The 26,499-nt window shown below is 44.1% G+C and carries 23 protein-coding genes and 1 pseudogene; 18 read left to right on the forward strand and 6 right to left on the reverse strand.

Translation table 11 applies throughout. From position 1 onward, the window contains the following. Window positions 1-58: 58 nt before the first annotated feature. The gene (locus C1T21_RS12640) at window positions 59-1,444 is read right to left on the reverse strand and encodes an MFS transporter (protein ID WP_103048515.1); all 1,386 of its coding nucleotides are present in this window, start codon (window positions 1,442-1,444) and stop codon (window positions 59-61) included. 111 nt (window positions 1,445-1,555) lie between these two features. Between C1T21_RS12640 and C1T21_RS12645 the strand changes: the two genes are divergently transcribed. Further along, on the forward strand, window positions 1,556-2,443 hold the full coding sequence (locus C1T21_RS12645) for a LysR family transcriptional regulator (protein WP_103048516.1): 888 nt from the start codon (window positions 1,556-1,558) through the stop codon (window positions 2,441-2,443). A 169-nt stretch (window positions 2,444-2,612) separates the two neighbouring features. Here the strand turns inward: C1T21_RS12645 and C1T21_RS12650 are convergent, their stop codons facing one another. Continuing rightward, window positions 2,613-3,455, reverse strand: a complete 843-nt coding sequence (locus tag C1T21_RS12650) for a helix-turn-helix transcriptional regulator (RefSeq protein WP_103048517.1) — start codon at window positions 3,453-3,455, stop codon at window positions 2,613-2,615. Between the two features lie 149 nt (window positions 3,456-3,604). On the opposite strand from C1T21_RS12650, the gene C1T21_RS12655 reads away from it, so the two are divergent. From C1T21_RS12655 to C1T21_RS12665, 3 genes are all read left to right on the forward strand, one after another. Then, window positions 3,605-5,665, forward strand: coding sequence for a beta-galactosidase (locus tag C1T21_RS12655; RefSeq protein WP_103048518.1), 2,061 nt, complete (start codon window positions 3,605-3,607; stop codon window positions 5,663-5,665). Window positions 5,666-5,928: 263 nt separating this feature from the next. After that, window positions 5,929-6,858 (forward strand): ArsR/SmtB family transcription factor, encoded by a 930-nt coding sequence (locus tag C1T21_RS12660; RefSeq protein ID WP_103048519.1) that lies wholly within the window; start codon window positions 5,929-5,931, stop codon window positions 6,856-6,858. Window positions 6,859-7,137: 279 nt separating this feature from the next. Continuing rightward, window positions 7,138-8,898, forward strand: coding sequence for a glycoside hydrolase family 2 protein (locus C1T21_RS12665; protein WP_103048520.1), 1,761 nt, complete (start codon window positions 7,138-7,140; stop codon window positions 8,896-8,898). A 152-nt stretch (window positions 8,899-9,050) separates the two neighbouring features. Here C1T21_RS12665 and C1T21_RS12670 read toward each other — a convergent pair whose 3' ends face one another. Next, a complete protein-coding gene (locus tag C1T21_RS12670; protein ID WP_013310350.1) occupies window positions 9,051-9,392 on the reverse strand; it encodes a winged helix-turn-helix transcriptional regulator in 342 nt (113 codons plus the stop codon). A gap of 106 nt (window positions 9,393-9,498) precedes the next feature. Between C1T21_RS12670 and C1T21_RS12675 the strand changes: the two genes are divergently transcribed. Both C1T21_RS12675 and C1T21_RS27565 read left to right on the forward strand, forming a co-directional pair. Further along, the gene (locus C1T21_RS12675; RefSeq protein WP_103048521.1) at window positions 9,499-10,413 is read left to right on the forward strand and encodes an arginase family protein; all 915 of its coding nucleotides are present in this window, start codon (window positions 9,499-9,501) and stop codon (window positions 10,411-10,413) included. Window positions 10,414-10,646: 233 nt separating this feature from the next. Further along, window positions 10,647-10,751 (forward strand): DUF6254 family protein, encoded by a 105-nt coding sequence (locus C1T21_RS27565; RefSeq protein WP_023988604.1) that lies wholly within the window; start codon window positions 10,647-10,649, stop codon window positions 10,749-10,751. A gap of 212 nt (window positions 10,752-10,963) precedes the next feature. Here C1T21_RS27565 and dapA read toward each other — a convergent pair whose 3' ends face one another. After that, on the reverse strand, window positions 10,964-11,845 hold the full coding sequence (dapA, locus tag C1T21_RS12680) for a 4-hydroxy-tetrahydrodipicolinate synthase (RefSeq protein ID WP_103048590.1): 882 nt from the start codon (window positions 11,843-11,845) through the stop codon (window positions 10,964-10,966). Window positions 11,846-11,947: 102 nt separating this feature from the next. On the opposite strand from dapA, the gene C1T21_RS12685 reads away from it, so the two are divergent. The 4 genes and pseudogenes from C1T21_RS12685 to C1T21_RS12700 all read left to right on the forward strand — a co-directional run bounded on the left by C1T21_RS12685 (window position 11,948) and on the right by C1T21_RS12700 (window position 15,239). Further along, window positions 11,948-12,829, forward strand: coding sequence for a LysR family transcriptional regulator (locus tag C1T21_RS12685; RefSeq protein ID WP_374703725.1), 882 nt, complete (start codon window positions 11,948-11,950; stop codon window positions 12,827-12,829). A 351-nt stretch (window positions 12,830-13,180) separates the two neighbouring features. Further along, window positions 13,181-13,754 (forward strand): annotated as a pseudogene (locus C1T21_RS12690) (SDR family oxidoreductase); the annotation flags it as partial. 163 nt (window positions 13,755-13,917) lie between these two features. Beyond that, the gene (locus C1T21_RS12695) at window positions 13,918-14,940 is read left to right on the forward strand and encodes an NADH:flavin oxidoreductase/NADH oxidase (RefSeq protein WP_103048522.1); all 1,023 of its coding nucleotides are present in this window, start codon (window positions 13,918-13,920) and stop codon (window positions 14,938-14,940) included. A 110-nt stretch (window positions 14,941-15,050) separates the two neighbouring features. Beyond that, window positions 15,051-15,239: an oxidoreductase gene (locus C1T21_RS12700; RefSeq protein WP_146032489.1), complete on the forward strand. Its 189-nt coding sequence runs from the start codon at window positions 15,051-15,053 to the stop codon at window positions 15,237-15,239. Between the two features lie 327 nt (window positions 15,240-15,566). On the opposite strand, the gene C1T21_RS12705 is transcribed toward C1T21_RS12700, so the two are convergent. Continuing rightward, on the reverse strand, window positions 15,567-16,664 hold the full coding sequence (locus tag C1T21_RS12705; protein WP_103048523.1) for a GerAB/ArcD/ProY family transporter: 1,098 nt from the start codon (window positions 16,662-16,664) through the stop codon (window positions 15,567-15,569). 175 nt (window positions 16,665-16,839) lie between these two features. On the opposite strand from C1T21_RS12705, the gene C1T21_RS12710 reads away from it, so the two are divergent. From C1T21_RS12710 to C1T21_RS12740, 8 genes are all read left to right on the forward strand, one after another. Then, window positions 16,840-18,363, forward strand: a complete 1,524-nt coding sequence (locus C1T21_RS12710; protein WP_103048524.1) for a spore germination protein — start codon at window positions 16,840-16,842, stop codon at window positions 18,361-18,363. Beyond that, entirely contained in the window at window positions 18,350-19,573 is a 1,224-nt protein-coding gene (locus C1T21_RS12715) for a Ger(x)C family spore germination protein (protein ID WP_103048525.1), read from the forward strand. Before C1T21_RS12710 ends, C1T21_RS12715 begins: the two co-directional genes overlap by 14 nt. Before the next feature lie 5 nt (window positions 19,574-19,578). Continuing rightward, window positions 19,579-19,809 carry a hypothetical protein gene (locus C1T21_RS12720; protein WP_023988612.1) on the forward strand — a complete coding sequence of 77 codons (231 nt, stop codon included), beginning with the start codon at window positions 19,579-19,581 and terminating at the stop codon, window positions 19,807-19,809. A 103-nt stretch (window positions 19,810-19,912) separates the two neighbouring features. Then, window positions 19,913-20,059 (forward strand): hypothetical protein, encoded by a 147-nt coding sequence (locus tag C1T21_RS27330; RefSeq protein ID WP_179085971.1) that lies wholly within the window; start codon window positions 19,913-19,915, stop codon window positions 20,057-20,059. A gap of 310 nt (window positions 20,060-20,369) precedes the next feature. Beyond that, window positions 20,370-20,780 carry a MarR family winged helix-turn-helix transcriptional regulator gene (locus C1T21_RS12725; RefSeq protein ID WP_023988613.1) on the forward strand — a complete coding sequence of 137 codons (411 nt, stop codon included), beginning with the start codon at window positions 20,370-20,372 and terminating at the stop codon, window positions 20,778-20,780. Between the two features lie 74 nt (window positions 20,781-20,854). Continuing rightward, window positions 20,855-22,618: an ABC transporter ATP-binding protein gene (locus tag C1T21_RS12730; protein ID WP_103048526.1), complete on the forward strand. Its 1,764-nt coding sequence runs from the start codon at window positions 20,855-20,857 to the stop codon at window positions 22,616-22,618. Continuing rightward, window positions 22,611-24,461, forward strand: coding sequence for an ABC transporter ATP-binding protein (locus tag C1T21_RS12735; protein ID WP_103048527.1), 1,851 nt, complete (start codon window positions 22,611-22,613; stop codon window positions 24,459-24,461). The genes C1T21_RS12730 and C1T21_RS12735 overlap by 8 nt, the downstream gene beginning before the upstream one ends. A gap of 120 nt (window positions 24,462-24,581) precedes the next feature. After that, window positions 24,582-24,890, forward strand: a complete 309-nt coding sequence (locus C1T21_RS12740; protein ID WP_025723019.1) for a hypothetical protein — start codon at window positions 24,582-24,584, stop codon at window positions 24,888-24,890. Between the two features lie 435 nt (window positions 24,891-25,325). Here C1T21_RS12740 and C1T21_RS12745 read toward each other — a convergent pair whose 3' ends face one another. Beyond that, complete coding sequence (locus C1T21_RS12745) at window positions 25,326-26,219, reverse strand: LysR family transcriptional regulator (protein WP_103048528.1); 894 nt, start codon at window positions 26,217-26,219, stop codon at window positions 25,326-25,328. Window positions 26,220-26,499: the final 280 nt, after the last annotated feature.

Here is a 26,499-nt window from a genome sequence, read left to right on the forward strand (position 1 = left end):
ACATTTGATGCATGATGATTGGTACCGCGCAATGGTTTGAGATATGAACTTGGTGGACCTACGACTCATGCAATTGCGCTGACTTCCGGTGCTGCCGACTCATGAATACCAAAGACAATGCAATTACCGTGAGGATAATCCCAAGCATTTGAAATCCCTTGAAGCTAAACGTACCTCCCATAACAATAGCTATCAATAATGAAGAGATAATGGTTCCCAGATATCTTGATGTGTTAAATAATCCGGATGCTACACCGATTATTTCTTTTGGAGAACTTTGGAACAGGGCTGCTTGCATACCTACATTGTTCAAACCGTTGCTAATACCGAATGCAGCTAAAGCCAAACACACGCTGATAACCGGTGAAGTTGGATTCAATGTCACGAGCCACACTGACCCCAATGTCATCAGAATTGCGGACACCAGCAATGCCGGTCTGGGTCCTGATTTATCGATCCATCGTCCTGCAATTGGAGAAGTAATTAGCGAGCACAAGCCTAAGCTTAGCATGAGAATGCCTGTTTGGAACTCACTGACATGACGTACCATTTGCAAGTAGGACGGAAGCCCGAAAAAGAGCGAGTAATATAGTATATTAACGAGCATGAATTCAACATTAACCCAAGTCATCGCAGGGTACTTGGCAAATGTACGTAAAGGAATAAAGGGTGATGTCGCTTTTAACTCATGTCGTACGAATATCCCCAGCGCAACGAGACCTATCAGTCCGACAATGACATTTCCTAATGAGATATGTCCAGATGATTTTGCTGAGAGTAATCCAACGAGCAGGGTAACCAAAGCCACTGTGAAGAGCAGAATTCCTAATGCATCAATCAATTCAAACCATTTACGAAAGGACATGTTGCGTGCTACGGATGTTGGCAGTTCGTCCTTAGGAATATTCCTCCAAGCCAATACAAAGCTGGCCACCACAAACGGAATATTGATGAAAAAGATAGCAGGCCAATTCCACCAATGAATCAAGACCCCACCAATAAAGGGGCCAATTGCTGCCGCTCCAGATAGGAATATGGACAAAACAGACAACGCAGTTGCTTGTTTATCTGTAATATGAATTCGAACAATAGCCATTCCAACCCCAACCATCATGCTTGTTCCGATGGATTGCACAATGCGGAACACGATGAGCCACCCGAAATTTGGTGATAATGGAGCTAATAATGATGCAATGAAGGCTACAACAAGCCCGGTAAGAAATATCTTCCTACGACCGAATAAATCGCTGGCTTTCCCCATGACAGGTTGAGCGATGCTACTTGCAATGTAGAAAGAAAAAATAATCCAGGAAACACCTGTAAAATCAAGTTGGAACACATTTTGCAGACTTGGAATAGCAACAGAAACCATCGAAGAATTTAATGGGTTCAATAGTATCCCAAGGCCAACTGAAATCATTAACCACCAGCTGCGAACGCTCATTTCTGGTCCCCCCATAGCGAATTAATGTCATCGTACTTGAAATCGATTATTTATTCCAACGCATTTGATGTTATAATCTCATTGACTTGAGGGAATGAATGGGGGGTCATAATGGAACTTCTTCAACTGCAATATTTTCTGACGGTAGCTCGTTTGGAACATGTGACCGAAGCTGCACGAAGTCTGCACGTTACTCAATCGTCGCTGAGCAAAACGATTCAACGCTTGGAGGAAGATCTGGGGGTTCCTCTATTCGATCGAACAGGGAGGAAACTGCGATTGAATGAGTTCGGAAGCAGATTCCTTCATCGTGCAGAGAGGGCTTTATTTGAATTGGAGCAGGGGAAGCAGGAGCTTAGTGATTTATCCAGCCCGGAACATGGCACTCTCGAATTGGCAGTGACCACCGCAAGCACATTACCCAATATCCTGCGAGAGTTTCGGAAAAAGCGACCCTATATTCAATTTCATGTGCAAATGCTGACCACGCAGGAAATGGTAACGCTTCTTCATAGAGGCGAGGTCGATTTTTGCTTGTCCTCACCTCCAATAGAGGGAGATGACATCGAATGCCAAATCGTGTTTATCGACCCAATCCTTGTAGCTGTTCCAAAGGGGCATCGGCTGGCAGATCGAAGCAGTGTAACGTTGACAGATCTAAGAGATGAATGGTTTGTCGGTGTAAAGAGAGGCTACGGTACTCGCGATTTAGTGGACTCTGTATGCAAATCGGAAGGTTTTGTACCTAAATATGTGTATGAGGGGGATGAACCAGCAAGGCTTAGTACGCTTGTGGAAGCTGAAATTGGCATAGCCTTCATACCAAGCACGGCAAGGAATTCACGGGAACATCTTAAATATCTCCAAGTAGAAAATCACGAATTGGTACGGGAGATCGCTTTATTATGGCACAGGAGTCGGTATATTTCGCGGGCTGCTCTGGAATTCCGTGAGGTAGTTGTAGAATATTTCGGAGCGATATCCAAACAGACAATATAATCCCATATATAAGCGAATAAAAAACATTAACAGAAGCGGTAGCGTAGGACATGTTAACCAAACGTCCTAAGCGGCCGCTTATTCTTTTATTCAACTGCAAAATTTGTAATTTCGATTTGTACGCTGCCATACACACATGCCCAGCTATTGAAGGAGTTTTTAGATTGTACTAACCCATCCTTCTCAGCTGGCGAAACTGCTCCGGCGTGATGCCTGTATGCTCCCGAAATCTCTTGATAAAATAGCTGCTTTGATGAAAGCCAGTTTCCAGTGAAATCTGCTTTACAGTGAGCGCCGTGGATACAAGGAGATGTTTGGCCAGCGTTATTCGGCATTGGAGCAAATATTGAGCTGGGGTGCTGCCCATGATCTGATGGAAGAGCCGGCTAAAATGAAAGGAGCTATAACCTGACGTCGCAGCCATTGTCTTCAAATCGAGCATATCTCGACAGTGCATACGAATATATTCCGCCGTATGACGAATCCTCTCCTGGACGGTGCCGCCGGGAGAGGTACCAAAAATTTGGTGAGAATGGTGGGCGATCTCCAGAAGAACTTCATAAAGCAGGGAAGAGATCCGTACATCATAGTCATGACGGTAAGCTTGGGCAAGTTGCAACATTTCCTCCATTAGCGGCTTTAAACGTTCTGGCCGGTGGAGCGAGAACAGATACGGTTCGTGTATGCTTCGACCTTGTAATAGCGAATCTACGTACTGCCCGTCAAAATGAATCCATCGGGCATCCCAGGGATCCTCGGGTTTAGTTCGATATTGCTGCGTCGTATGCTTGCCGAAAAGAAAGCCCATGCCAGGGGTAAGCTCGATTTCCTTCCCATCATGCACAATAACGCCTTTGCCTGCAAAAATGATATGTAAATTGTATTCTTTCAGTAATCCTGCATTCCTTCGCTCCCCATGATTAGGGAAGTTCTTGTAACGCCCTAATGATTCGGGAAACAGCACACCTTTATTTAAAATAGGCGAAGGAAGATAACAATCTATTTTAATCACGTATCCATCTCCTTGAGTAAGTTAGCAAAAAAGTAATTCAATTAGCAAAATCGAGTTATTCTACTTCTTTTATTCTTATATTACAATAGATACGATTATCAGAGAATCACATTTTTGTACTATCATTTCTACTGAAGGAGAATTGGAGTATGCCGAAATCCTTATCTTTAGATCGCTTTCATTTGGGAGCTTGTTATTATCCTGAACACTGGGACGAATCGTTGTGGTCGGACGATCTCATAAGAATGAAGGAACTGGGCTTCAGCATCATTCGGATTGGAGAATTTGCTTGGTCGATCTTCGAGCCGGAGGAAGGAAAGTTCGAATTCACGCTGTTTGACCGTTTCTTGGAGCAGGCAGACGCGAACGGGATTCAAGTGATCATGGGCACACCAACAGCTACGCCACCAGCATGGCTTACTTATAAGTATCCCGAGGTGCTGAACGTATCTATGGAGGGGGTCACGTTCCAACATGGTCAGCGTCGGCATTATAACTACAGTAGTCCCATTTATTTAGAACTTTGCGCACGTATTACAAGAGAGATGGCACAACATTACAAAGATCATCCAGCCATCATTGGGTGGCAAATTGATAATGAGCTGAACTGCGAGATAAACGTCTTCTATGCCGAGGCAGATCATCAGGCTTTCCGGCGCTGGCTAGAGGCAAAATACGGTACGTTGGAGCAGCTCAACAAGGCCTGGGGTGCTGTATTCTGGAATCAAACTTATGACAGCTGGAAGCAGGTCCATCTAACTCGTCCGACCGTATCTGGGTCAACGAATCCTCATCAGGCTTTGGACGAGAAACGATTTATATCCGATAACACCATTTCGTTTGCCAAGCTACAAGTGGACATACTTCGGTCACTGGCGCCTAATCAGTGGGTGACAACCAACGGTGTATTCGGGCATTTGGATAGCCATAGGATGACGGATCAACTACTTGATTTTTTCTCGTACGATTCTTACCCTCAATTCAGTACCATTTATCCGGACCAAGGGGAGGAGCCATTGCTGGATCGCAAGTGGGGACTTTCTTTAAGTAACGTTAGAGGGATGTCACCAAATTTCTGCGTGATGGAGCAGCAATCCGGTCCGGGAGGATGGGTGAACAGGATGGAGATGCCATCTCCGCGCCCGGGGCAGATGCGATTGTGGACCTACCAAAGCATTGCTCACGGGGCAGACATGATTTTGTATTTCCGCTGGAGAACGGCAACGTTTGGTACGGAAATGTACTGGCATGGAATTAATGATTATCACAATCAGCCGAATCGTCGGATCGCAGAAGCAGGCCGCGTCGGAAAGGAGCTGCAAAAGGTTGGAGGGCGGATTCTTGGCAAACGCTACGTGGCAGAGGTTGCTCTACTTCGCGATTATGATAACGAGTGGGATGGCGAGTTGGATAAATGGTATGGTCCCTTGACAAAGCAAAGTGAGCTCGGCTGGTACAAGGCACTGCAGTATGGACATATACCTTCGGATATGGTTACAATCCGTCCGGGTATGGAATCAGAACAGCTGCGGGAACTGGCCAATTACAAGGTGCTGGTATACATGCATCCGGCGATCCTACGAGACAGTACGGCAGCTATGTTACAGAAATATGTAGAGGATGGGGGCATCCTGATCTTCGGCTGCCGTACCGGTTATAAGAACGAGTTCGGTCACTGCCGCATGCAGCCGCTCCCAGGCCCTGCAGCCGCAATGAGCGGCGTTCACGTAGAGGACTTTACGATGATAAATGGGACGGCATCACCTGTATCGGTGCGATTTAAGGATCAAGAACTTGATTTTTGGGCTCCAGGCTTCAACGATATATTGAATGTTCATGCTGATACGGTAGAAGTACTCGCAGAGTACGCATCAAGCTACTATGAAGGGAAACCGGCCTTGACCGTCAACCGTGTCGGTGAGGGACTGGTCTACTATTGGGGTGCAACTTTTGACTTAGCGTTAGCGGCTGAGCTCCTAAGACAGCTGCCGGTGACATCTCCGCTTGCGGGGTGGTGCCAAGCTCCTTCGACGGTAGAAGTCGCTATTCGTGCGGATCTACAAGAAGAGCTGGTATTTCTACTGAATTACAGCGGAGAAACGGCTCAGATTAAACTGAGTGTTGAGACGGAGGAACTCCTTTCCGGTAGCAGGCTTACTGGTACCGTAACTTTGGAACCGTATGGAGTATGGGTATTAAAGAAAGTTTAAAATAAAGAGAGCATCAGCCGCTGATCTTAGTTCGAAGATCAGTGGCTTTTTATTGCATAAAGCAAGGGAATAACGTGTTGCTTTTGTGTACAGGGTTCGGCTCAATAATCGCTGTCTTTCTTATGGGTTCTTGAACCAGAAAATTCGAAGATGATCGGTATTTAATACAAAAATAATAATTTAATACAATATTATTGACTGTTTCAAAGCATACAAGTAAACTTATTGTAATATAATCAAAGTAAAATGAGATGAGTGATGCAATGCTTGAGCTTAGTTTTGATGATCCGGACAAGCTGGTAACGGTTACGCATGCTTTATCCACCCGTTCCCGAGTTGATATTCTCCGCCTCTTGATTTCCAAAAACCTTAATATTGTAGAAATAGCGGAAGCTCTTCAACTTCCGGTGTCTACGGTAGCCAACAATATCAAGGTTCTGGAGGCGGCTAGACTGATTAATACAGAGCTGCTGCCTGCCTCTCGCGGCGCGATGAAGATGTGCAGTCGCAATTATGATGACATTCATATTGCGCTGAATCTTGAAAAAGCAGTACCTAAAGGGGATGTACAGACCTACGAAGTGGACATGCCGATCGGTCATTATAGCGATTGTGAGGTTTCACCGACGTGTGGTATGGCTGATGCCGACGGGATGATCATACGTGAGGACGAACCGGCGAGTTTTTTCCACCCGAAGCATATCGGAGCCCAGATGATATGGTTCCGCAAGGGCTATGTCGAGTATTTAATGCCGCTCGAAATACCGGCAGAAGCGCGAATAGAATCGCTTGAGCTATCGATGGAAATGTGCTCAGAAGCACCGAACTATGACAACAATTGGCCTTCCGATATTTCCTTGTGGATTAATGGCGTGGAGATTGGCATGTGGACGTGTCCCGGTGATTTTGGAGACAGGCGCGGCAAGCTGAATCCTGCCTGGTGGTATGAGTGGTCTACCCAGTATGGTCTGCTCAAGACCTGGCGAGTAGATAAAGAGAAGACTGCGCTGGATATGGAGAAGGTTTCCTCGGTTACACTGGATCAGCTCAACCTGCAAAACAGCCACAAGTTGCGTTTGCGGATCGGAATTAAGCCAGATGCGGTGCATCAAGGTGGGCTTAATCTGTTCGGAAAGCAATTTGGAGATTATGATCAGAATATTAAAATGACTGTGAATTATGTCATGGATTGAGATATGGGTGAGGTAGATAGGCTTTAGTTGCAGGTGTTCTGTAGCTAAAGCCTTATTCAGTTTATAGTTACATAAAATTAACTTGAAAGCGTTGAGATTAAAAATACATCGCTATATAATCCCCTAAAGATACAAAAATAATGTAACAAATTGATTTTATTGTTTGTATTTCGAAGCGGAAGTAAAGGATGACGATCGGACCTACAGATGATAGCAATACACTGTAAAGTCATCAGGCTAAGGGGACTAATTATATATCAAAGGATAGGTGGAAACTGTATGACTACAAACGCTTATATCAAAAATTATCCAAGGCCGCAATTTGTCCGCAAAGAGTGGCTGGATTTGAATGGGGAGTGGGATTTCGCCTTCGACGACGGCAAAATGGGTGAAAGCGAGCAATGGTATCATCATTTTCCGAAGGGAGCCAAAATCCTCGTACCTTTTACTTATGAAACCAAGGCAAGCGGGATCGGAGTCGAGACCTTCCATCCGGTGGTCTGGTACTGCAGGAGCGTGAAGGTCCCGCAGGAGGCAATAGCGAAAAGGACAATTCTACATTTTCAGGGTGTAGATTATAAAGCGAAATGCTGGGTGAACGGAATTATGGTTGGTGAGCATGAAGGAGGTTATGCTGCGTTTTCTTTCGACATCACACCCTATATCACTTACGACTCGGAGAATAGCATCGTGCTTAAAGTGGAGGATAGTCAGAGCTGCACGCAGCCCCGGGGAAAGCAGCGCTGGGTGGATCAAAACTTTGAATGCTTTTATGTACAGAGCACCGGAATCTGGAAAAGTGTGTGGATTGAATATGTGAATGAGGTAAGAATCAATGAGGTCAAGATAACACCGGATATCGACCGTCATATGATCCGCTTTGACTTTCAGCTCATGGGTATCGAGGGTAAAGATAATTTACATCTGGAGACACGGATTGCGCTGAAAGGACAGCATGTGAAAAAGGTCAGCTTATCTGCCGACAGGCCCTGGATAACGGTAGAGGTCCATGTATTTCATGAAGCGGGTGGTCCATGGAAGCAGTGCTTGTGGTCACCGGAATCGCCAAATTTGTTCGATGTAGAGTTTGCTCTGTATGAGGATGAGAAAGAGAGCGACAGGGTGTATTCTTATTTTGGCATGCGGAAAATATCGATTGAAAACGGGCAGATTCTATTGAATAATGGCCCTCTTTACCAGCGGCTGATTCTGGATCAGGGCTACTGGCCGGAAACTCATCTGACTCCCCCTTCTGAAGAAGCTCTTATCGAAGATATCGATAAAATAGCCGCGATGGGATATAACGGGGTTCGTAAACATGTGAAGCTGGAAGACCCTCGCTTTTTATATTGGTGTGATGTGAAAGGCATGCTCGTCTGGTCGGAAATGGCGTCGACCTTTGAGTTCAATGATCAGGCGGTTAGCCGCTTTACGAAGGAATGGTTGGAAATCGTGCCGCAGCAGTACAATCATCCAAGCATCATAACTTGGGTCCCGTTCAATGAATCGTGGGGCATATCGACCATTGGACATGATGTAAGGCAGCAGCAGTTCACGCAAACCATTTATCATCTGACGAAGACGATTGATCCGCATCGTCCGGTGGTTACCAATGACGGATGGGAGCATACGGTCTCGGATATTTTAACCCTTCATGATTATGTGGAGACGGGCGAAGAGTTTCTGGAGCGATATCAAGACAAGGAAAGCATCGTAAACAACAGCATCTCCTTTAACAATTGGAAATATGCCTTTGCAGAAGGATATGCCTACCGGGGACAACCGATTATCATAAGCGAATTCGGCGGCATTGCCTTCCAAACGGAAAAGGGCTGGGGATACGGAAACCAAGTGGATTCAGTCGAAGCTTTTATCGAACGTTTCCGTGCAATCACCGGAGCAATTAAAGCGACCCCCTATCTCTCGGGCTATTGCTATACACAAGTAACCGATGTACAGCAGGAAGTCAACGGGTTGTTGACGGAAGACCGAAAACCGAAGGTTCCGCTTGAAGTGATTCGGGAAATAAATCTGGCTTGAAGCGATAATTAAGTTAATAGAATTTGCGGAACGGCTGCATGCAGTTATTCAGTCATTGCTGGATTCACTTAACTATAGAGTTTAAACTTGGAATAGCAATGTTGGAAAACAGGACAACTTTTCGCATACAGGATTTTAGTAGAAAACTGGATTTAATTATTTTGGTTTTTTGTTCCCCACTCACATAACCCTTCCAAAACAGGTAATAGCGTTTCTGCTTTATCTGTGAGACTGTACTCGACTTTAGGGGGGACTTGAGGATATTCTTTTCGATTCACCAGACCATCCGCTTCCAATTCTTTTAGTTGTGAACTCAATGTTTTATAAGTAATAGCCCCTATCTGTCTTTTCAGATCATTAAAGCGAACTGTTCGGTTTTCGGCTAGGAGATAAATAATAACCATTTTCCATTTACCACCAATCAGTGAAACTGTATAACCAAAAGGTGTATCTTGAATGTTTTTAACTTTACCTTTAAATTCAGCCATACTCATGTTTACAATATCCTTTCGGGTAGTACCTATCAAAATAGTGCGTACTATGTTTTTATTTGTGTTCAGTTTATACTAACCTTACTTCTGAAGTAAAGGAGAGAAAAACATGACTAAAAAAACAATACGCCTCTTAATGCCACAATGGCAAGGGGGAAACAATCCTAATTACTCCTTTGGAGCCGAGCTGCTTGCTTGGCTAGCTCCGGATAATGATCAACCCCTTATTCATGTTCCAGTTCAAGCTTATAATGGTACTCCGCTTGAAAACGAAAACGGTATGAATGCGAGAAAACAGCTACTTGAACAGTTAGAAGCTGCTCAGCATATCATTGATGCTCATAAGCCAGATCGTATTGTAATGTTTGGTGGTGACTGCTTAGTGGAACAAGCTCCATTTGCCTATTTGAACGAACGATACGGTGGGGAATTAGGTTTAATTTGGATCGATGCTCACAGTGATTTAGTTAGATATGTGGGCTATGATAACGGACATACATTACCGCTCGGAAATCTTTTGGGAGAAGGAGATGAGGAGTTCGCAAAACATGTGAAAATTCCACTAAAACCTGAAAATGTCTTTATCGCGGGATTAGCGGCTCCTACAGAACAAGAAACAGAAGTTATTTCAGAAGCGTTTCAAAGACTAGGTATAGCTCCTGCAGAATCAGACACAGAAGTGATTCAAAGACTAGGGATTAAAACTGCAGGAACCAAAGAGTTAACGAATAGTACTGAATCTATTAGAGAGTGGATTAAAGAAAGTGGCATTAAGCATCTAGCTATTCACCTTGATTTAGATGTGCTTGATCCAAAAGCATTTCGTTCTTTACTGTTCGCCAACCCTGAAGCACCCTATAATTTTTCTCCTGCGGGAACAATGCAAATGCCTCAGCTACTTAATCTGATTAAAGAACTATCTGAAGAAACAGATGTAGTTGGATTAGGTATAACAGAGCATATGCCGTGGGATGCTATTAACTTAAAGAATCTGCTTGGAGAGATACCTATTTTAAATAGGTAAGTTCATACATGGATTATAATAGAACAATGATCTGCTTAATCATAAAAATACACCCCCGCAAATATAAAGTGCGTGAGTTTATTTTTATGATTAAGCGATTTTGACATCCTATATTTGGGATTGTGATATTTAGGAGAAAATTCAACGATTTTAGTTTTATGAATGAACAGAGCTGAGAAATGACAACTTAAGAAAGTAGTATACATCACAATTTCCAAAGGAGGATATCTGTTATGGCTCACCAGAAGAAAAGGAAAGAAGCAGCCTGGAAGTCACGAAAGCAAGAACAGCATCCCCATGGTAAAGTCAAATCGCTCAAGGAGCTGTCCAGCGAATAGGAGTGAGGAGTATACTGCTTGAAAGAGAAGGACTGTCGGTGAAATTCATCGGCAGCCCTCTTTTTGCAATAATTTCGCTTACAGGAAATAATCCCTTTAATGCAAATTCGTTTTTCTGAAGGTTGTCAGTTCCGGCTAAAAATTGAAGCATCTCCTGTCCAGGAGATGCTTCTTCTACGTTATAATTGGCTAGTCTGAGATAAGCTGATTTATCAGGATACGATTGAATTCAGGAGACCCTGCTTCACCTGATCCGACAGTGGCATAAGTGGCAGACGCAATTGCTCGGCAGCAATAATCTCTTGCTGGGTAAGCCACCACTTGATCGCGGCCGGGGCTGGCTCGGCAAATACATGCTGGATCATCGGTTCCAGTAGCATGAAACTGTCTCGCGACCCGTTCATGTCGCCAGCCACAAAACGTTGGTATATATCCACATACTTCTGGATATGGAGATGAGCGGATGCAAGCATACCGCCGGCAGCTCCCTGGCATAGCATGGCATGGAAATAGGCATCCTCTCCGCAGAGGACAGGCTTGGTCTCGTACTGGGTCAATTTTAAGAGCAGATCAAGACCGCCCGTACTGTCCTTGAGCCCAATTACGCCATCCAGGTCCAGCACTTTGCGTATTGTATCTATTGTCATGCGACTACCCGTGCGAACCGGAATCTCATATACTAGCACAGGCAGGCCTACACGTGATACGACACGGAAATGCTCCAATATTCCTTCCTGTGTCGGCCGGTTGTAATACGGAGTGACCACCATGGCTGCATCCGCTCCTAATTCAGCCGCCATTTCCGTCCGATGCACCGTTGAATAGGTATCGTTCGTTCCCGTGCCAATGACGATCGGAATGGTTTTGTTCATGCTCTTCAGAACATCCTGCGTCACATGTACCATCTGCTTCACTTCATCCCAGGATACGGTTGGCGACTCTCCTGTCGTACCGTTAACGACCAGACCCTGGATGTCATGGCCTGCAAGATAGGCAACATACTTCCGGTACGAATCGATGTCCAACTTATAGTCACGCGTAAAAGGTGTAATCAGCGGTATGAAAATCCCATGAATATGTTGTTCGTTCATCATCATCAGTTATCCCTTCCCGTTGAATTAAATCTAATGTAACATAGGAAACAGCATCAGAGTTATCTATAATAAACGATGATTCTAATCAAAATTTTCGATGGGGTGGCCAGATTGGATTTCATTTATCTTCAAACATTTCGGGAAGTTGCCATTCGTGAAAGTTTTACAAGAGCAGCAGAAGTGCTCGGTTACGCACAATCCAGCGTCACGACCCAGATTCAGAAGCTGGAGAAAACGTATCAAGTTAAATTGTTCGAGCGCTACAATAACAATAAGATTCGTCTTACCTCCGCCGGAGAAGAGCTGTTCAAGCTTGCTGGACAAATGCTGGAGCTTTTCGAGCAATCGAAAGAAAAATTGGCCAAGCAGGGCGGGGGCTCCATGACGATCGGTACTATGGATTCCATCGCTTCGTATTTTCTGCCGCCGTATATGCAGGCGACTCGCAAAGAATACCCTGATCTGAACATACGATTGCATACGGATCGCGAAGAGATGATTTTGCACCAGGTGAGGGAAGGGGAGGCCGATGTTGGGTTGATCCTCGCGGACGATTCAAGCAATCCGGCGTTGCAGTGGATTACCATTCGAGAAGAACCGCTTGTGCTGATTGTCCATCCGAACCATCCGCTTATCGCTAAAGAGCGAATCGACCTGAATGATCTGGTGGATGCGGAGTGGATCATGCCTGAGCATACGTGCAACTACAGACAACTGCTGGAGAGAGTGCTTCGAGCAAATGGAATCACCTATCGCGTGAGTCTGGAGCTGGGTAATCCGGAAGCGATCAAACGGAGCATCAAAACTGGAGAGGGTATATCCATTCTACCTCTAATGGCTGCGCTGGAGGAGATTGAACGGGAAGAGCTAAAGGTGTTACCCTTTGAGCATGCTGAGCTCAAGCTGGAAATTCAGCTTGTTCTTCATCCCAAGAAGTGGGTGTCCAATGCATTGAGCTTTTTTATGGAGAGCATGAGAATGTAGATTTTCCTCCACATCAATAATATACAGTACGAGCGCTTCCTAGTGGATACCAGAAGCGCTCAAAGTTTAACGAGCCGAAGAGGATGAGAGCTTAGAATGCAAAGATGAACCAAAGCTAATTCAAATCATCCACGTTTTTTTGAAAATAAGCAATCAATATTTGTATTCAAAACTTGACAGCAAGTAATTTTTTTACTAAATTAAATGCATGCGCATGTTTTTTTAATTTGGTTATGCTAAACCATTCGGTTACTTAATGTTTAATTAGAAGAAGATGATCGACCTTACTGCCCAAGAATGGTGATTTAAGTTAATGGGAAAGGAAAAAATATAATAATGAGGAGTGATTAGATGAAGGTTTTGGTGGTAGGTTCAAATGGACAAATTGGACAACATCTCATCCATTTTTTTGGAAGTAAATAAAGAACACACAGTCCGTGCGATGGTTAGGAAACAAGAACAAGCTGATGCTTATCAAAAACAGGACGTTGAAACGGTCCTTGCAGATTTGGAAGGGGCTGTAGACTCCATTGCAGAAGCCGCTAAGGGTTGCGATGCTATAGTGTTTACTGCTGGCTCTGGTGGAAAAACGGGATATGAAAAAACGTTGTTAATCGATCTTGATGGTGCTGGGAAAACAATTGAAGCGGCTAAAAAGGCAGGTATTGATCGTTTTATTATGGTCAGTGCAATTCAGGCGAATAACCGGAAGAACTGGCATGACAATATCCTCCCCTACTATGCAGCAAAGCATTATGCGGATAGAGTGCTGGAAAGTAGCAGTTTGAACTACACAATCATAAGACCGGGGATTCTTTTGAATGAAATCGGTACGGGAAAAGTGGCTGCCGCGGAGAATATCACCTATGGCAGTATTCCTCGTGAGGATGTAGCAAGTGCCATTGTGGCAGCTTTAGATGAGGATCAAGTGTGAATCCAAACAATAAAGAATTATTTGCACCAATTACTTTGAAGTTTTGAAATCATGCCTAGAGTTGACAAATGAAACAAACATGTTAATGTATATGCTTGTGCATGCATTTTATTGATGCATTTCATAATATAAATCAGAGAGGAGTCTTTCTCACATGAAAAATTTATTTAGTCCCTATACAATTAAAGGTTTGGAATTGAAAAATCGTGTAGTTATGCCTCCAATGTGCCAATATTCGGTTGACAAAAAGGATGGGGTCGCCACAGATTGGCATTATATACACTACGTTAGCCGGGCGGTAGGCGGAGCTGGTTTTGTCATAATTGAAATGACAGATGTAGAGCCAGATGGTCGTATCTCCGATTTTGATCTTGGTTTATGGTCAGATGAGCAGATTCCTGCTCTCAAACGGATTGTAGATGCTTGTCACAGCTACGGTGCCAAAGTGGGAATCCAGATCGCGCATGCCGGACGCAAGGCGGAAGATGCTGAAGTCCCTGTAGCACCATCTGCTATTGCATTTGATGAAAATTCAAAACAACCTCACGCGCTAACAACAGAAGAGGTTAATGGAATAGTTGAGAAATTTCGTGCTGCTGTAGCTCGCGCTGTTAAGGCTGGATTCGACAGCATTGAAATTCATGGTGCACATGGCTATTTGATTCATCAATTTCATTCGCCGCTTACGAACAAACGGGAAGATAAATATGGTAAAGACTTTACCCTTTTTGGTCGGGAAATCATTCAGGCAGCGAAGAGCGAAATGCCGGAAGATATGCCGCTCTTGATGCGTATTTCTGCCAAAGAATACGTAGAAGGTGGATATGGTATTAAGGAAAGCATTGCTTTTGCCAAGGAATATCAAAAGGCAGGGGTAGATATGTTTGATATTTCATCTGGCGGTGAGGGACCTATAGCTGCATGGGGCAGACCAGGAACTCACGCAGCGTATCAAGTCCCCTTGGCAAAAGAGATCAAAGAAGCTCTGGATATTCCGGTGATGGCCGTTGGAAGACTGGAAGATCCAATTTTGGCGAATGCAGTTATCGGAAATGAAGAGGCCGATCTGGTTGCTGTGGGTAGAGGGATGTTGAGAAATCCTTATTGGTCACTGGAAGCCGCATCAAAATTGAAAAAAGAAACTGCAATCCCTACACAGTATACTACAGGGTTCTAAGACCGACTGTATGCATTACTGGTTGATCCTGCTTGAGTCAGCAAAATTCGGGACGGAAGATTGGACGATTTAATTTTGTAGAACTAAAAACATCAGGAGGTTCTTGGATAGTGCCTAACACAAGCATATTGTTCGAAACTACAAAAATAGGAAATATAGTGCTGAAAAATCGATTAGGTGTTGCACCTATGACACGCACGAGTGCTTCTCCAGAAGGCTTTGCAACGGATCAAATGGCACAATACTATGAGATTTTAAGACCGAATGCAACAATAAAGGATTTTGAATTGGTCGATTAAGAAAAAAGTACGTCCTTTAGACCTTCTGTAAAGTATTCTATCAAGGTACTCTACAAAAGGTCTAATTGAATGAACTCTGCGATCACGGAGAGCATGGAAGAAGGTCTGCAATTGTGGAGGGAGAAGTGTGTAAGATTGCCGAATACGCTTTGAATCTGTGGGCGGAATCCATGACCAGACGGTTCATCAAAGTACGGCATGTAGAGCCTGACCTGGCAAGCAATAATAAATATGTTCAGAGGAAGATACATAAGAAGAGATTCAATTTAAGCTCTTACTAAATTAGCCATCCCCCTATGAAATTCCATCTTTGCCCCGAAAGTTACGTTAGTGACTGATACGTTTCCTGATATGATAAACAACGAGCAGGATTAACGGGAAAGCGATGGCATGGGTGAAATCCCAATCTACCCAGTAGGCTGGGATCTCCTTGACGTAGAAAATAATATTTTTTGCAATCAGATGCGACAGTCCGTAAATCAGAAATGCCACTGGAAAGATCAATGGCCGATAGGACTTTAGCTTTAGTAGCTGAGCTGTCCCCAAAACAAATGCGTAAAAGAAAAGCGCTGTTTTGAAATAGGTGCTAATGATCCACGTGGTGGCCATTAAAGCCTCAATCCGCTGCAAAAAATTAGCAATGTTGATTCTCTGGGCAAGAATATAGGCAGCGTAAAATTCGTGTTCTGAGAAATATGCCCCGAGTACTGTTAGGGAGAGAAACAAAATGAGGTTGAGTCCAACAGCCCCGATCAACAAAGAAATGAATATATTGCGGCTCGTATTGCTTTGTTTTTGGACATAGGGATACACCATGAAGAACACACACATTTCTCCAAAGGGATAAAATACACCGAACATAATGGTGTGCAGCATGTCAGGAAACGATGTATTCAAAATAGGATGGATACGCTCTATCTGGACATCGGGGAACAGGAGAACGATTAGGCAAATCAGAAAAAACGCAAAGAAAGGAAAAAAAATCTGGGCTGCTCTGCCCAGCGTTTCAAGACCCAGCCGCAAGCCATACACCAACAGAAAAATCGCCATGAAGCGAATGACCCCGCCGGGTGTCCCTTCGTAAATCTGTGTGCACATGAAATCTTCGATTTCTCTGATATAGGTGGAGGCTGCAATCAGGAAAAAGAATAAATAACTCAACGCTACAGCTCCACCCACCCATTTTCCTAATACTTGTAATGAAAGCTCAATAATCGTTTTAGTTGGATCAATATTTGATGTAGATATCATCAGCTTTACGCATGCAAGTCCTAGTGGAATACTAATCAAGGCGGCAATCCACGCGTCCTCGTGGGCTCCGGTTGTCATTGCCGCAGGATAAACAAGTGCCATTTCCCCGATGAGCGAGAAAAAACCAAGCATTATCATTTGAGCCGTACTGATCCGGTCTTTTTCAAGATTCATGAGATTCCTCCAAATCTGCTGCAAACTGCCCCTCAAGTTTTCTTTTGTCATTTCCATTAGTATGTGATTTTATAACATAATTATTAATTGATAGTTGAAAAGGAATGGTAAGGGGATAATTATCAACTTCTTCTGTCATACTATTTTTAGTTTCATGGAATGCGGAGGTTGTGACATGAAGGATACAATTACTGGCACATTATCACACCGCTTGGAGGACAATTTGGTGCAGTTGGTTCAACTGCTCGGGACAAGCACCGACTTTATCACTAAAAAGCTGGAATTGGATGAGTCTACGCATATCGCTTTGCTTTATATTGATGGTCTAGTGGACACACAGGTTCTGCATAACTCCATATTATTTTCGCTTCAGGAACGCTGTACCCCTGATCAGATGAGAGATCTTGATGCCAATCAGAAGATTGAGCTTTTGCAAAAACGTATGCTGATTGCGGGGGATCTATCCGTCACGCATGACCTTGGGCAATTTGTTCATGAGCTGTTATCCGGTAATATCATGGTGCTGGTTGACGGAACATCCAGCGCCCTACGGATTGGACTGCCTGGATGGGAGGACCGCAATGTAGGCGAACCAAGCTCACAATCAGTTGTACGTGGGCCGATGGAAGGGTTCACGGAAAATATGCGGACAAACACGGCGCTGATTCGGAGGAAAATTAAAGATAGTCAGCTATGGCTAGAAACCTTCCAAATTGGTAAGGTGACTCAAACCAGTGTATCCATTATGTATCTCGCCAACATCGCTAATCCTGACCTGGTGCAGGAAGTGAAGCGCAGATTGGCCAAAATAGATACGGACAGTATCCTGGAGAGCGGATATATTGAGGAGTTTATTCAAGATACGGCTGCTACGCCGTTCCCCACGATCTATAACAGCGACCGGCCAGATACTATTGCAGCGGGAATCCTGGAAGGCAAAGTGGCGATTCTTGTGGATGGAACACCATTTGTCCTATTGGTGCCTACTTTTTTTGTTGCTTTTTTCCAATCTGCCGAAGATTATTATCAGCGGGCCGATATTGCCACCTTGCTGCGGTTTATCCGTTTTCTTTCCTTTTTTATTACGTTGCTTGCCCCTTCTTTTTATGTGGCGGTTACGACTTATCATCAGGAAATGATCCCTACCAATCTGGTTATTAGCCTTGCTGCACAGAGGGAAAACGTTCCTTTTCCCGCATTTGTGGAGGCGATGCTGATGGAATTAACGTATGAGATTCTGCGGGAAGCTGGAGTAAGGATTCCGAAAAATATAGGGCAGGCGATATCCATTGTTGGAACACTTGTCATAGGCCAGGCGGCGGTTGCCGCGGGCTTTATCTCTTCAGCAATGGTTATCATCGTATCCATTACGGCCATATCCAGTTTTGTGATACCAGAGACGGGCATGTCGATCGCTGCAAGAATCATTCGCTTTGTTCTTATCGGACTAGCTGGCTTTATTGGACTATACGGAATACTATTCGGTGTCTTTTTGATTGTGCTGCATTTAGCGGGTCTGCGTTCTTTCGGCATGCCCTATATGAGCCCGATCGGGCCATACCGTTCAAATGATCTGAAAGATTCCATCTTCCGTTTTCCTTGGCCGCTTTTAAAGACAAGGCCAGCAGATAGTATGATTCAAAACCTTGACCGTCAAAGCACAAACAGGCGAAAGGAGTCGGCAGATGAGCCCAAATAACCGTAAAACTGTTCCGCGACTGCTGCTTGCCCTTTTGGTCCCTATGCTGCTCAGCGGGTGCTGGGAAAGACAGGAGTTAAATGAAATGGCCTTTGTGCTGGGAATGGGGCTAGATAAGGCTGAATCTGGCTATAAGGTTACACTGCAGGTAGTTATTCCTTCAGCAATTGCCTCGCAGGCGGCAGGAGGGACGGGAGGGCCCGGGGTGCCGGTGATTGTATCTACCTTCACGGTCCCCACGATTTATGAAGCCCAGCGCAAGTACAGTCTTGAGAGTGCGAGAGCTGGCTACTATGGACATATCCGTATACTGGTGATCGGAGAGGAGCTTGCCCGGGCCGGAATTGGCGAGGCACTTGATATGCTGAAGCGGAGCCGAGAGCCGCGTAATGACTTCTACGCTATGGTCGCCAAAGACACCACTGCCGAAGATGTCCTGAAGGTCCTTACCCCGCTAGAGAGATTGCCGGCAAGTAAATTGTATAATTCCCTGGACAAATCATATAAGTCATCAGCAAAAACAGTCGCTGTTTCTTTGAACAAATTTATTGAAGATTTGCTGTATGAGGGGATTAACCCGGTGTTGACCGGAGTGAAGATGTCCGGCAGTGTTAGTGAGGGCAAAAATAAGGGCAATGTGGAGGATAGCTCGCCCACAGCCAGATTACATTACAGTAATGTAGCCGTATTTCGGAAGGATAAGATGATCGGGTGGTTAAGCGATAACGAGACGATCGGCTACAATTATATCACCAATAACGTTGTCAAAAGCTCAGGTCCTGTAACAGGAGACGACGGACGGCCCATCGTCATTGAAGCACTACATACAGACACCAAACGTAAAGTCAAGATGATTGACGGCGAACCACATATTTACATCCATGTAAAGGCATTGTGTAATGTTGAAGAGGTAATGAGCAAAGATAATCTGGAGGCAGAGCGCGTGATTACAGAGCTGGAAAGGAAATCGGAAGAACGAATTATCTTGCGGATGAAAACCGCAGTTAAGCAAATTAGTAAGCGCTATAATGTTGATATTATGGGCTTTGGACAGTTGATCTACCGTGCCAACCCCCAAGCTTGGGCTAGGCTACAACAGAAAAAAGGGGACAATTATCTAAAATCGCTACCTATCCATTACAAAGCCAGCGTGTCGATTAACCGAATTGGTATTACAGACAAATCTTTTATTGAAGATATCAAGGAGTGAGCGCAATGGTGTTACTGCTTTTTCTGGCAACAGCAGCGGTTTGTGCGGTCATCGATGTACCTTTGCTGACACGAGGAAGCAGGCGCCGTGACCTTCTGGTCTGGGGCTTGTTTTGGATCACGGGCATTGGTGTGGTGGTCTGCTCCTTGTACAAGATCAATGTGCCGAGCCCATTGCTTCTGGTCATGATGATCTATAAACCGGTTAACAATCTGTTTACATCCTGGTTTTATTAGGTTGTAAGGAAATTCACCTTTTGTACCTCGGAAAGCGCTCCGTTCCTAGTACTTTGATCTTGTTGATATCATTGGTCACAGTTGAGTGGCGGGAGATGGTTGCTTGAACAGCGAAATGCTGCTATCAGAAATGCTTTTAAAAATAGTAGTAGTATCTTTGATTTTAATGGTAGAAGTGAATGTTGGTAATAGCAGCAGCAGTCTAAGACTTTATTTTTCAAGTCCTAGTGAGCTGCTGCTTTACTTTTAGAAGCAGTCTCTTACATATCCCCGATAAGCGAGAAAAGCCCAAGTAATATCATTTGAGCCGTACTGATGCGGTCCTTTTCAAGATTCATGAGATTTCTCCATATCTGCTGCAAACTGCTCCTCAAGTTTTCTTTCGTCATTTCCATTGGATTTTTGTGTAGAAAAATTGGTAAAATACAAGCTGGTTACGGAGGATTGTTTGTATTCCATATTTTCTCTAATTGACTTTGTAACCCGACATTATTATTATCTTATACTATAAGATTAATTATCTCATACTATAAGGTATTAGCGAGAAGGTGTTGTGACCATTGGATTATAAAGCATTAGCGACAGAACTATTCGAGTATATCGTCAAATCGCGGAAACCGGCATTAGAGGAACGAGGGCACTTTTCACGTGGCGAAATGGGGATTCTCATTTGTCTGAATTTCAATAAGGACGGGGTTACCTCTGGCCACTTGAGCGAATACTTGTCCGTCAGTACAGGACGGGTGGCAACGGCACTGAAGAGCCTGGAGAAGAAAGGACTAGTTGTACGGCGTACTGATGTCAACGACAAACGTAAGGTGATTGTATTCATTACGGATTCAGGTAAGCAATTTATGATTGATAGGTATAATGAAGGAATCGCATGGACCGAGAATGTTCTTCGAAAGTTAGACGAAGAAGATGCCAAAGAACTGATCCGACTCATTAAGCTTATTGTCTCTAGAAGCTGAATTTCTATGCAGATGCAGGATGCACCATACTTCACCAAACATCAAAGACTATCAGATAAAAGGAGAGCAACAGAATGCTAAAGATATTCAAATATCTCAAGAAAAATGAATGGATGCTCGTGCTTTGCAGCCTAGCTTTCATCGTTGTGCAGGTATGGCTTGATCTGAAGCTACCTGATTATATGGCGGAAATTACGACCAAGCTGCAAACGGAAGGAACGCCTGTGTCCGAACTGCTGATTCCCGGCAGTTACATGTTGTTTTGTGCCGTCGGCAGTATGATTGCATCTATTATTGTGGGCTACTTCGCGGCAAAGGTGGCTGCAGGGCTGGCTATGCGTCTGCGTGCGATGGTCTTTGACAAGACCTTATCCTTTTCGATGGAAGAGATGAACAACTTTTCGACGGCGAGCCTCATTACCCGCTCCACTAACGATGTTACTCAGATTCAAACGGTGGTTGCGCTGGGGCTGCAGGTGATCATCAAGGCACCTATTCTGGCCGTATGGGCTATTGTGAAGATTGCGGATAAAAACTGGCAGTGGACCGCCTCCACAGGAGCGGCCGTGGCTGTTCTGATTTTAATGCTAAGTGTCATTGTTGTTTTCGCTCTTCCAAGTTTTCAGAGAATCCAGCGTCTCACCGATAATCTGAACAGGGTAACACGTGAGCATCTGATCGGACTTCGGGTAGTACGCGCTTATAATGCAGATCAGTATCAGCAGGAGAAGTTCGAGCAGGCTAACGTTGAGTTGACGAATACAAACCTGTTCGCGAACCGATTAATGACGATGATTGGCCCAGGTATGACCTTTATTATGTCAGGTCTGAGTGTCTCTATCTATTGTATCGGCGCTTACCTGATTAACGGGGCGGCCGTACCAGACCGCATCACGTTGTTCTCCAATATGGTCGTATTCTCCTCTTATGCAATGCAGGTGGTTATGGCCTTTATGATGGTAAGTATGATATTCATTCTGATGCCTCGCGCCTCGATCTCTGCCAAACGGATCATGGAGGTTTTGAATACCGAATCCAGCATCGTTAACGGGCATGAGACGACTGGAGAAGAGAGCGTTATGGGGCAAGTGGAATTCCGTAATGTCAGCTTCAAATATCCAGACGCGGAGGAGGCCGTGCTTCGCAACATTAGCTTTACGGCGAAACGAGGCGAGACGGTTGCCTTTATTGGCGCTACAGGCAGCGGAAAAACCAGCGTGATCAATCTGATTCCCCGTTTCTATGATGTGACCGAGGGAGAGGTACTCGTGGATGGTGTGAATGTCAGGAACTATAATCAGCAGGCACTCCATAACAAAATCGGGTATGTCCCCCAGAGAGCTGTACTGTTCAACGGTACGGTTGTATCCAACGTTTCGTATGGCGATAACGGAAGAGCAGGAGCTTCGGAGAAACTCGTTAAAGAAGCCGTTGGTATTGCTCAAGGAACGGAGTTTGTTGAAAAAATGGATGGTCAATATCAGGGTAGAATTTCGCAAGGTGGAGCGAACGTGTCCGGTGGTCAAAAGCAGCGGCTGTCCATTGCGCGTGCCATCTACCGTCAGCCGGAAATTTATATTTTCGATGATTCCTTCTCGGCATTAGACTACAGAACAGACCGGATTCTGCGCTCCGCTCTCAAAAAAGAAACCGGCCACGCTACGACACTTATCGTTGGTCAGCGCATAGGTACTATCAAAGACGCTGATCGGATTATCGTGCTGGACCAGGGAGAGATTGTAGGGAGCGGCACGCATGAAGAGCTGATGACGAACTGCAGCACCTATCAGGAGATCGCATATTCGCAGCTTTCGAAGGAGGAACTCATACATGGATAAGAATGAACACACCGTCGACAGCCAGCAAATGAAAATGAATCAGCGAGGTCCCATGGGTAAAGGACCAGCGGGGGGCAGTGGTGCTGGTGAAAAAGCGAATAATTTTAAAAAGACCATCAGCCAGCTTGTATCCTACAGCAAGGCCTATGTGCCTATGATTATACTCGCTATGGTACTGGGCCTGGTCGGCTCTACCCTCAACGTGATTGGCCCCGATAAGCTCAGTGATATTGCCAACCTGATTCAGGAAGGAATCGTAACCGGGATTGATGTAAGTGCTGTTCAGAAGATTGTTCTTGTATTGGCGCTTTTATATGGATTTGGTCTTATTTTTAACTATTTCCAGGGCTTCATTACGGCAACCGTCTCACAGCGTCTTACAAAGAAGATGCGGACAGAGCTGTCTCGAAAAATCGATCATATGCCTTTGAAGTATTTTGACTCTACGAGTTACGGTAATGTGCTTAGCCGTGTAACCAACGATGTCGATACCATTGGACAAACGTTAAACAACAGTCTCGGCACGCTTGTCAGTGCGCTGGCTACCTTCGTGGGCGCCTTGATTATGATGCTTTATACGAACTGGATCATGACCGTTACCGGAATTATAGCTACGCTGATCGGCTTTTGCCTGATGAGCGTGATTATGAAGCATTCACAGAAATACTTTGTAGCACAGCAAGCGGAGCTTGGCCAGATCAACGGTCATATCGAAGAAACCTATGCTGGTCATAACGTAGTCAAGGTATATAACGGGGAACAAGCAGCCAAGGAAGTGTTTCATGGTATTAACAGCCGCTTATATACAAATGCATGGAAGTCCCAATTCATGTCTGGTCTGATGATGCCAGTCATGATGTTCATTGGAAATTTTGGTTATGTCGCGGTTTGTGTCGTGGGAGCTTTGCTGGTCAACCAACAGACTATAACTATCGGAACTATTGTCGCCTTCATGGTGTATATTCGTCTGTTTACACAGCCCTTGTCGCAGCTGGCACAGGCCGCAACCAATCTGCAGTCGGCGGCTGCCGCCAGTGAACGTGTATTCGAATTTCTGGGTGAAGAAGAATTGGCAGATGAGCGTCACAAGACCATAAAGCTGGACACCGCCAAAGGGGATGTCGAATTCAAACATGTCCGTTTCGGCTATAATACAGATCGTATGATTATCAAGGACTTCTCCATGAAAGCTGAAGCTGGTCAGAAAATTGCCATTGTTGGTCCGACAGGTGCTGGTAAGACCACGCTCGTGAATTTGCTCATGCGGTTTTATGAGCTGAACGATGGAGAAATCTACATTGACGGAACCCCGATCAGCCAATTAACGCGTGAGAATATTCATGAATTATTCTGTATGGTGCTTCAGGATACCTGGCTGTTCGAAGGAACGATTCGTGACAATATCGTCTTTTCCAAAGATCATGTTACCGATGAGCAGGTGGAAGCTGCTAGTAGAGCGGTGGGGCTGCACAGCTTCATTAAAACACTGCCGCAGGGCTATGATACAGTGCTGGACGACAAAGCCAATCTCTCCGCTGGTCAAAAGCAATTGATTACCATTGCAAGAGCGATGATTGAAGATTCACCCATGCTCATTCTGGATGAGGCCACAAGCTCGGTCGATACGCGTACGGAATTGCTGATTCAACAAGCGATGGACCAGCTGACTGTGGGGAAAACCTCCTTTGTGATTGCTCACCGACTTTCGACGATCAAGAATGCGGATCTGATTCTGGTCATGAAGGACGGTGACATTATCGAAATGGGTAACCATGAGGAATTGTTGGCTAAAGGCGGCTTCTATGCCGACCTATACAACAGTCAGTTTGAACATGCATCTTAAAAGTAACTGCTTGAAAGTATAATGAATATCCATATAATTCCAAAGAAATTGACAGCAGCATGTGGACATTATAAGGTATGAAAGCCAGAATTTTTTAATCATAATTGTGGAGGCAGATCAATGAACCAGCGTTTTCGAATCACCCGTTCCATGCAGGAAAGTCCTGTGGAACAATCTATTTCCCTGGAGGAGTGCAAAGATTACTTTGCATCCCAGCCAGACTTTTCGTATTCACGAGTGCTAATCATACAAGGTGCTGAGAGCACCATGTCGATCGAGGGAGATTTTTTCATGTGGAAGTATGCTGATGTAGAAATACCTTTTCGTCATTACATGGGTGATGTGTATGTGGCTATTTCCGATGAGGCTGTCGTGCCTAAGATGATTGAAATTGCAACAGATTTGCAAGCAGATGTGGTGGATGGGTGAAGAACTATTCACTATTCTTATTCTGCTGAAGGTAGTTGACTTCGTAGTATATCTTTACAGCAAATTGACAGTGCTGATTTCTGCCTGCTGACATCGAGTTACATAGATGTCAGCATTTTTGTTAACCACGCAACTGCAGTTGACATAGTAAAGCTACAAAATGATAGACTTCACCCGCTGATCGCCTCTTATTTGACGGTTTTTTTGTTTTAAGAAATCAAGTTCTTGCTCCGAGCCAAGGACAAGAACTTGATTATTCCATTGCCGATTAGATATCTACCTATTTAATGCTCACTATACCGACCATCCAGTTGTCGCAGGAGCAGACGACCTTATTCTGGAGCGGTTGAAGCGAGGTTCGTTGATTGTCAAATAAGAAGCCCTTAGTGAGCTTTTTTTTAGACAATTCTTTAATAAATAACCCAATTTATAAATTTATACTGTGCAGCTTTGAAAAAGCTCAATAAACTTCTGAGCTGCTGAAGAAAGGGGCAGGTCTTTTTTGATAGCAATACTTAAAAATCTTTTAGGTATGATTTCTTGGATGGGCACTATGAATAGCTGTTGTTGATCCAAATCGCTGCGAACAAAATCCTCGATTACACACGATATGCCCAAACCTTTTTTAGCAAATTCAATTAACAGTTCCATGGTACTCAATTCTACTTTAGGTATTACTTTTAAGCCATATGAAGTGAAAAAGTTGTCAATATATTTTCTTGTATTAAGTCCTTTCTGCATGAGAATGATCGGGTAATTTACTACTAGTTCTTTTAAGAATATTGGTTTATCACATATTTCTTTAAATCTCTCACCTACTACAAAACAATCTTGTATTTCTATTTTTCCAATCACCGTCAGAGAATCTCTGCTTCCGTTCAGATTGATGATTCCTATGTCAACTTCGCCTGACTCTAGCTGCTTAATTGTAGAATGAGTAGATTGATCTTTGATATAAATCTCGATATTAGGGTAAGCCAAGGAGAATGTCTCTAGGTATTGCATCAAGAAGTTACTACAAGCTGTTGTGCTTACGGCTATTCTTAGTTGGCCAGCATCTAAATTCCTTAATTCCAAAAATTTTCTTTCAGCCGCCTGTAATAACTCATAGCTTTGTTCTACATATTGAAATAATATCTCTCCTTCCGTAGTAAGGGACACTCCTTGTGCTCTTCTATGGAACAATTGTCCACCTAGCTTATTTTCAAGTAGTTTTATGGACTGACTAACTGCCGATTGTGATGTAAACAGTTCCTTTGCCGCATTAGACATACTTCCAGCTTTTACTGTGATATAGAAGATCTTATAGAGTTCATAATTAATATCCATATAAGTATTTAGTATGCCTCCTATACTTATTATTAATTTTACTTATTATACTGCGTGAATTATACTCGGGTTGTCAATGATTAATCGATAAATTGAGAAGGTGACCAATCTAGTATTCCCATATTTAAGTTATATTATTGACTCACCTGTAGGGATATTCAATCTTCAGAATTTGAGAGGGGATAATACTGTGAGGCGGGATTACTTTTGCAATGGACACACTTGAAACCGTTCTTTTGGTATTTTCTTTTCTCGTGGTTCTAAAATCGGATAAACGATT

Origin of the sequence: Paenibacillus sp. F4 (assembly GCF_002894905.1) — a bacterium.
Lineage (GTDB): Bacteria > Bacillota > Bacilli > Paenibacillales > Paenibacillaceae > Paenibacillus > Paenibacillus polymyxa_B.

What these genes read in the sequence shown, in the direction of transcription:
- C1T21_RS12720 (WP_023988612.1), top strand. Translation starts at nt 19,579, where the DNA reads ATGGTGTTACTGCTTTTTCTGGCAACAGCAGCGGTTTGTGCGGTCATC.
- C1T21_RS12705 (WP_103048523.1), bottom strand. Translation starts at nt 16,664, where the DNA reads ATGAATCTTGAAAAAGACCGGATCAGTACGGCTCAAATGATAATGCTT.
- C1T21_RS12655 (WP_103048518.1), top strand. Translation starts at nt 3,605, where the DNA reads ATGCCGAAATCCTTATCTTTAGATCGCTTTCATTTGGGAGCTTGTTAT.
- C1T21_RS27565 (WP_023988604.1), top strand. Translation starts at nt 10,647, where the DNA reads ATGGCTCACCAGAAGAAAAGGAAAGAAGCAGCCTGGAAGTCACGAAAG.
- dapA (WP_103048590.1), bottom strand. Translation starts at nt 11,845, where the DNA reads ATGATGAACGAACAACATATTCATGGGATTTTCATACCGCTGATTACA.
- C1T21_RS12670 (WP_013310350.1), bottom strand. Translation starts at nt 9,392, where the DNA reads ATGAGTATGGCTGAATTTAAAGGTAAAGTTAAAAACATTCAAGATACA.
- C1T21_RS12660 (WP_103048519.1), top strand. Translation starts at nt 5,929, where the DNA reads ATGCTTGAGCTTAGTTTTGATGATCCGGACAAGCTGGTAACGGTTACG.
- C1T21_RS12645 (WP_103048516.1), top strand. Translation starts at nt 1,556, where the DNA reads ATGGAACTTCTTCAACTGCAATATTTTCTGACGGTAGCTCGTTTGGAA.
- C1T21_RS12675 (WP_103048521.1), top strand. Translation starts at nt 9,499, where the DNA reads ATGACTAAAAAAACAATACGCCTCTTAATGCCACAATGGCAAGGGGGA.
- C1T21_RS12715 (WP_103048525.1), top strand. Translation starts at nt 18,350, where the DNA reads ATGAGCCCAAATAACCGTAAAACTGTTCCGCGACTGCTGCTTGCCCTT.
- C1T21_RS12740 (WP_025723019.1), top strand. Translation starts at nt 24,582, where the DNA reads ATGAACCAGCGTTTTCGAATCACCCGTTCCATGCAGGAAAGTCCTGTG.
- C1T21_RS12695 (WP_103048522.1), top strand. Translation starts at nt 13,918, where the DNA reads ATGAAAAATTTATTTAGTCCCTATACAATTAAAGGTTTGGAATTGAAA.
- C1T21_RS12745 (WP_103048528.1), bottom strand. Translation starts at nt 26,219, where the DNA reads ATGGATATTAATTATGAACTCTATAAGATCTTCTATATCACAGTAAAA.
- C1T21_RS12640 (WP_103048515.1), bottom strand. Translation starts at nt 1,444, where the DNA reads ATGAGCGTTCGCAGCTGGTGGTTAATGATTTCAGTTGGCCTTGGGATA.
- C1T21_RS12735 (WP_103048527.1), top strand. Translation starts at nt 22,611, where the DNA reads ATGGATAAGAATGAACACACCGTCGACAGCCAGCAAATGAAAATGAAT.
- C1T21_RS12730 (WP_103048526.1), top strand. Translation starts at nt 20,855, where the DNA reads ATGCTAAAGATATTCAAATATCTCAAGAAAAATGAATGGATGCTCGTG.
- C1T21_RS12710 (WP_103048524.1), top strand. Translation starts at nt 16,840, where the DNA reads ATGAAGGATACAATTACTGGCACATTATCACACCGCTTGGAGGACAAT.
- C1T21_RS12665 (WP_103048520.1), top strand. Translation starts at nt 7,138, where the DNA reads ATGACTACAAACGCTTATATCAAAAATTATCCAAGGCCGCAATTTGTC.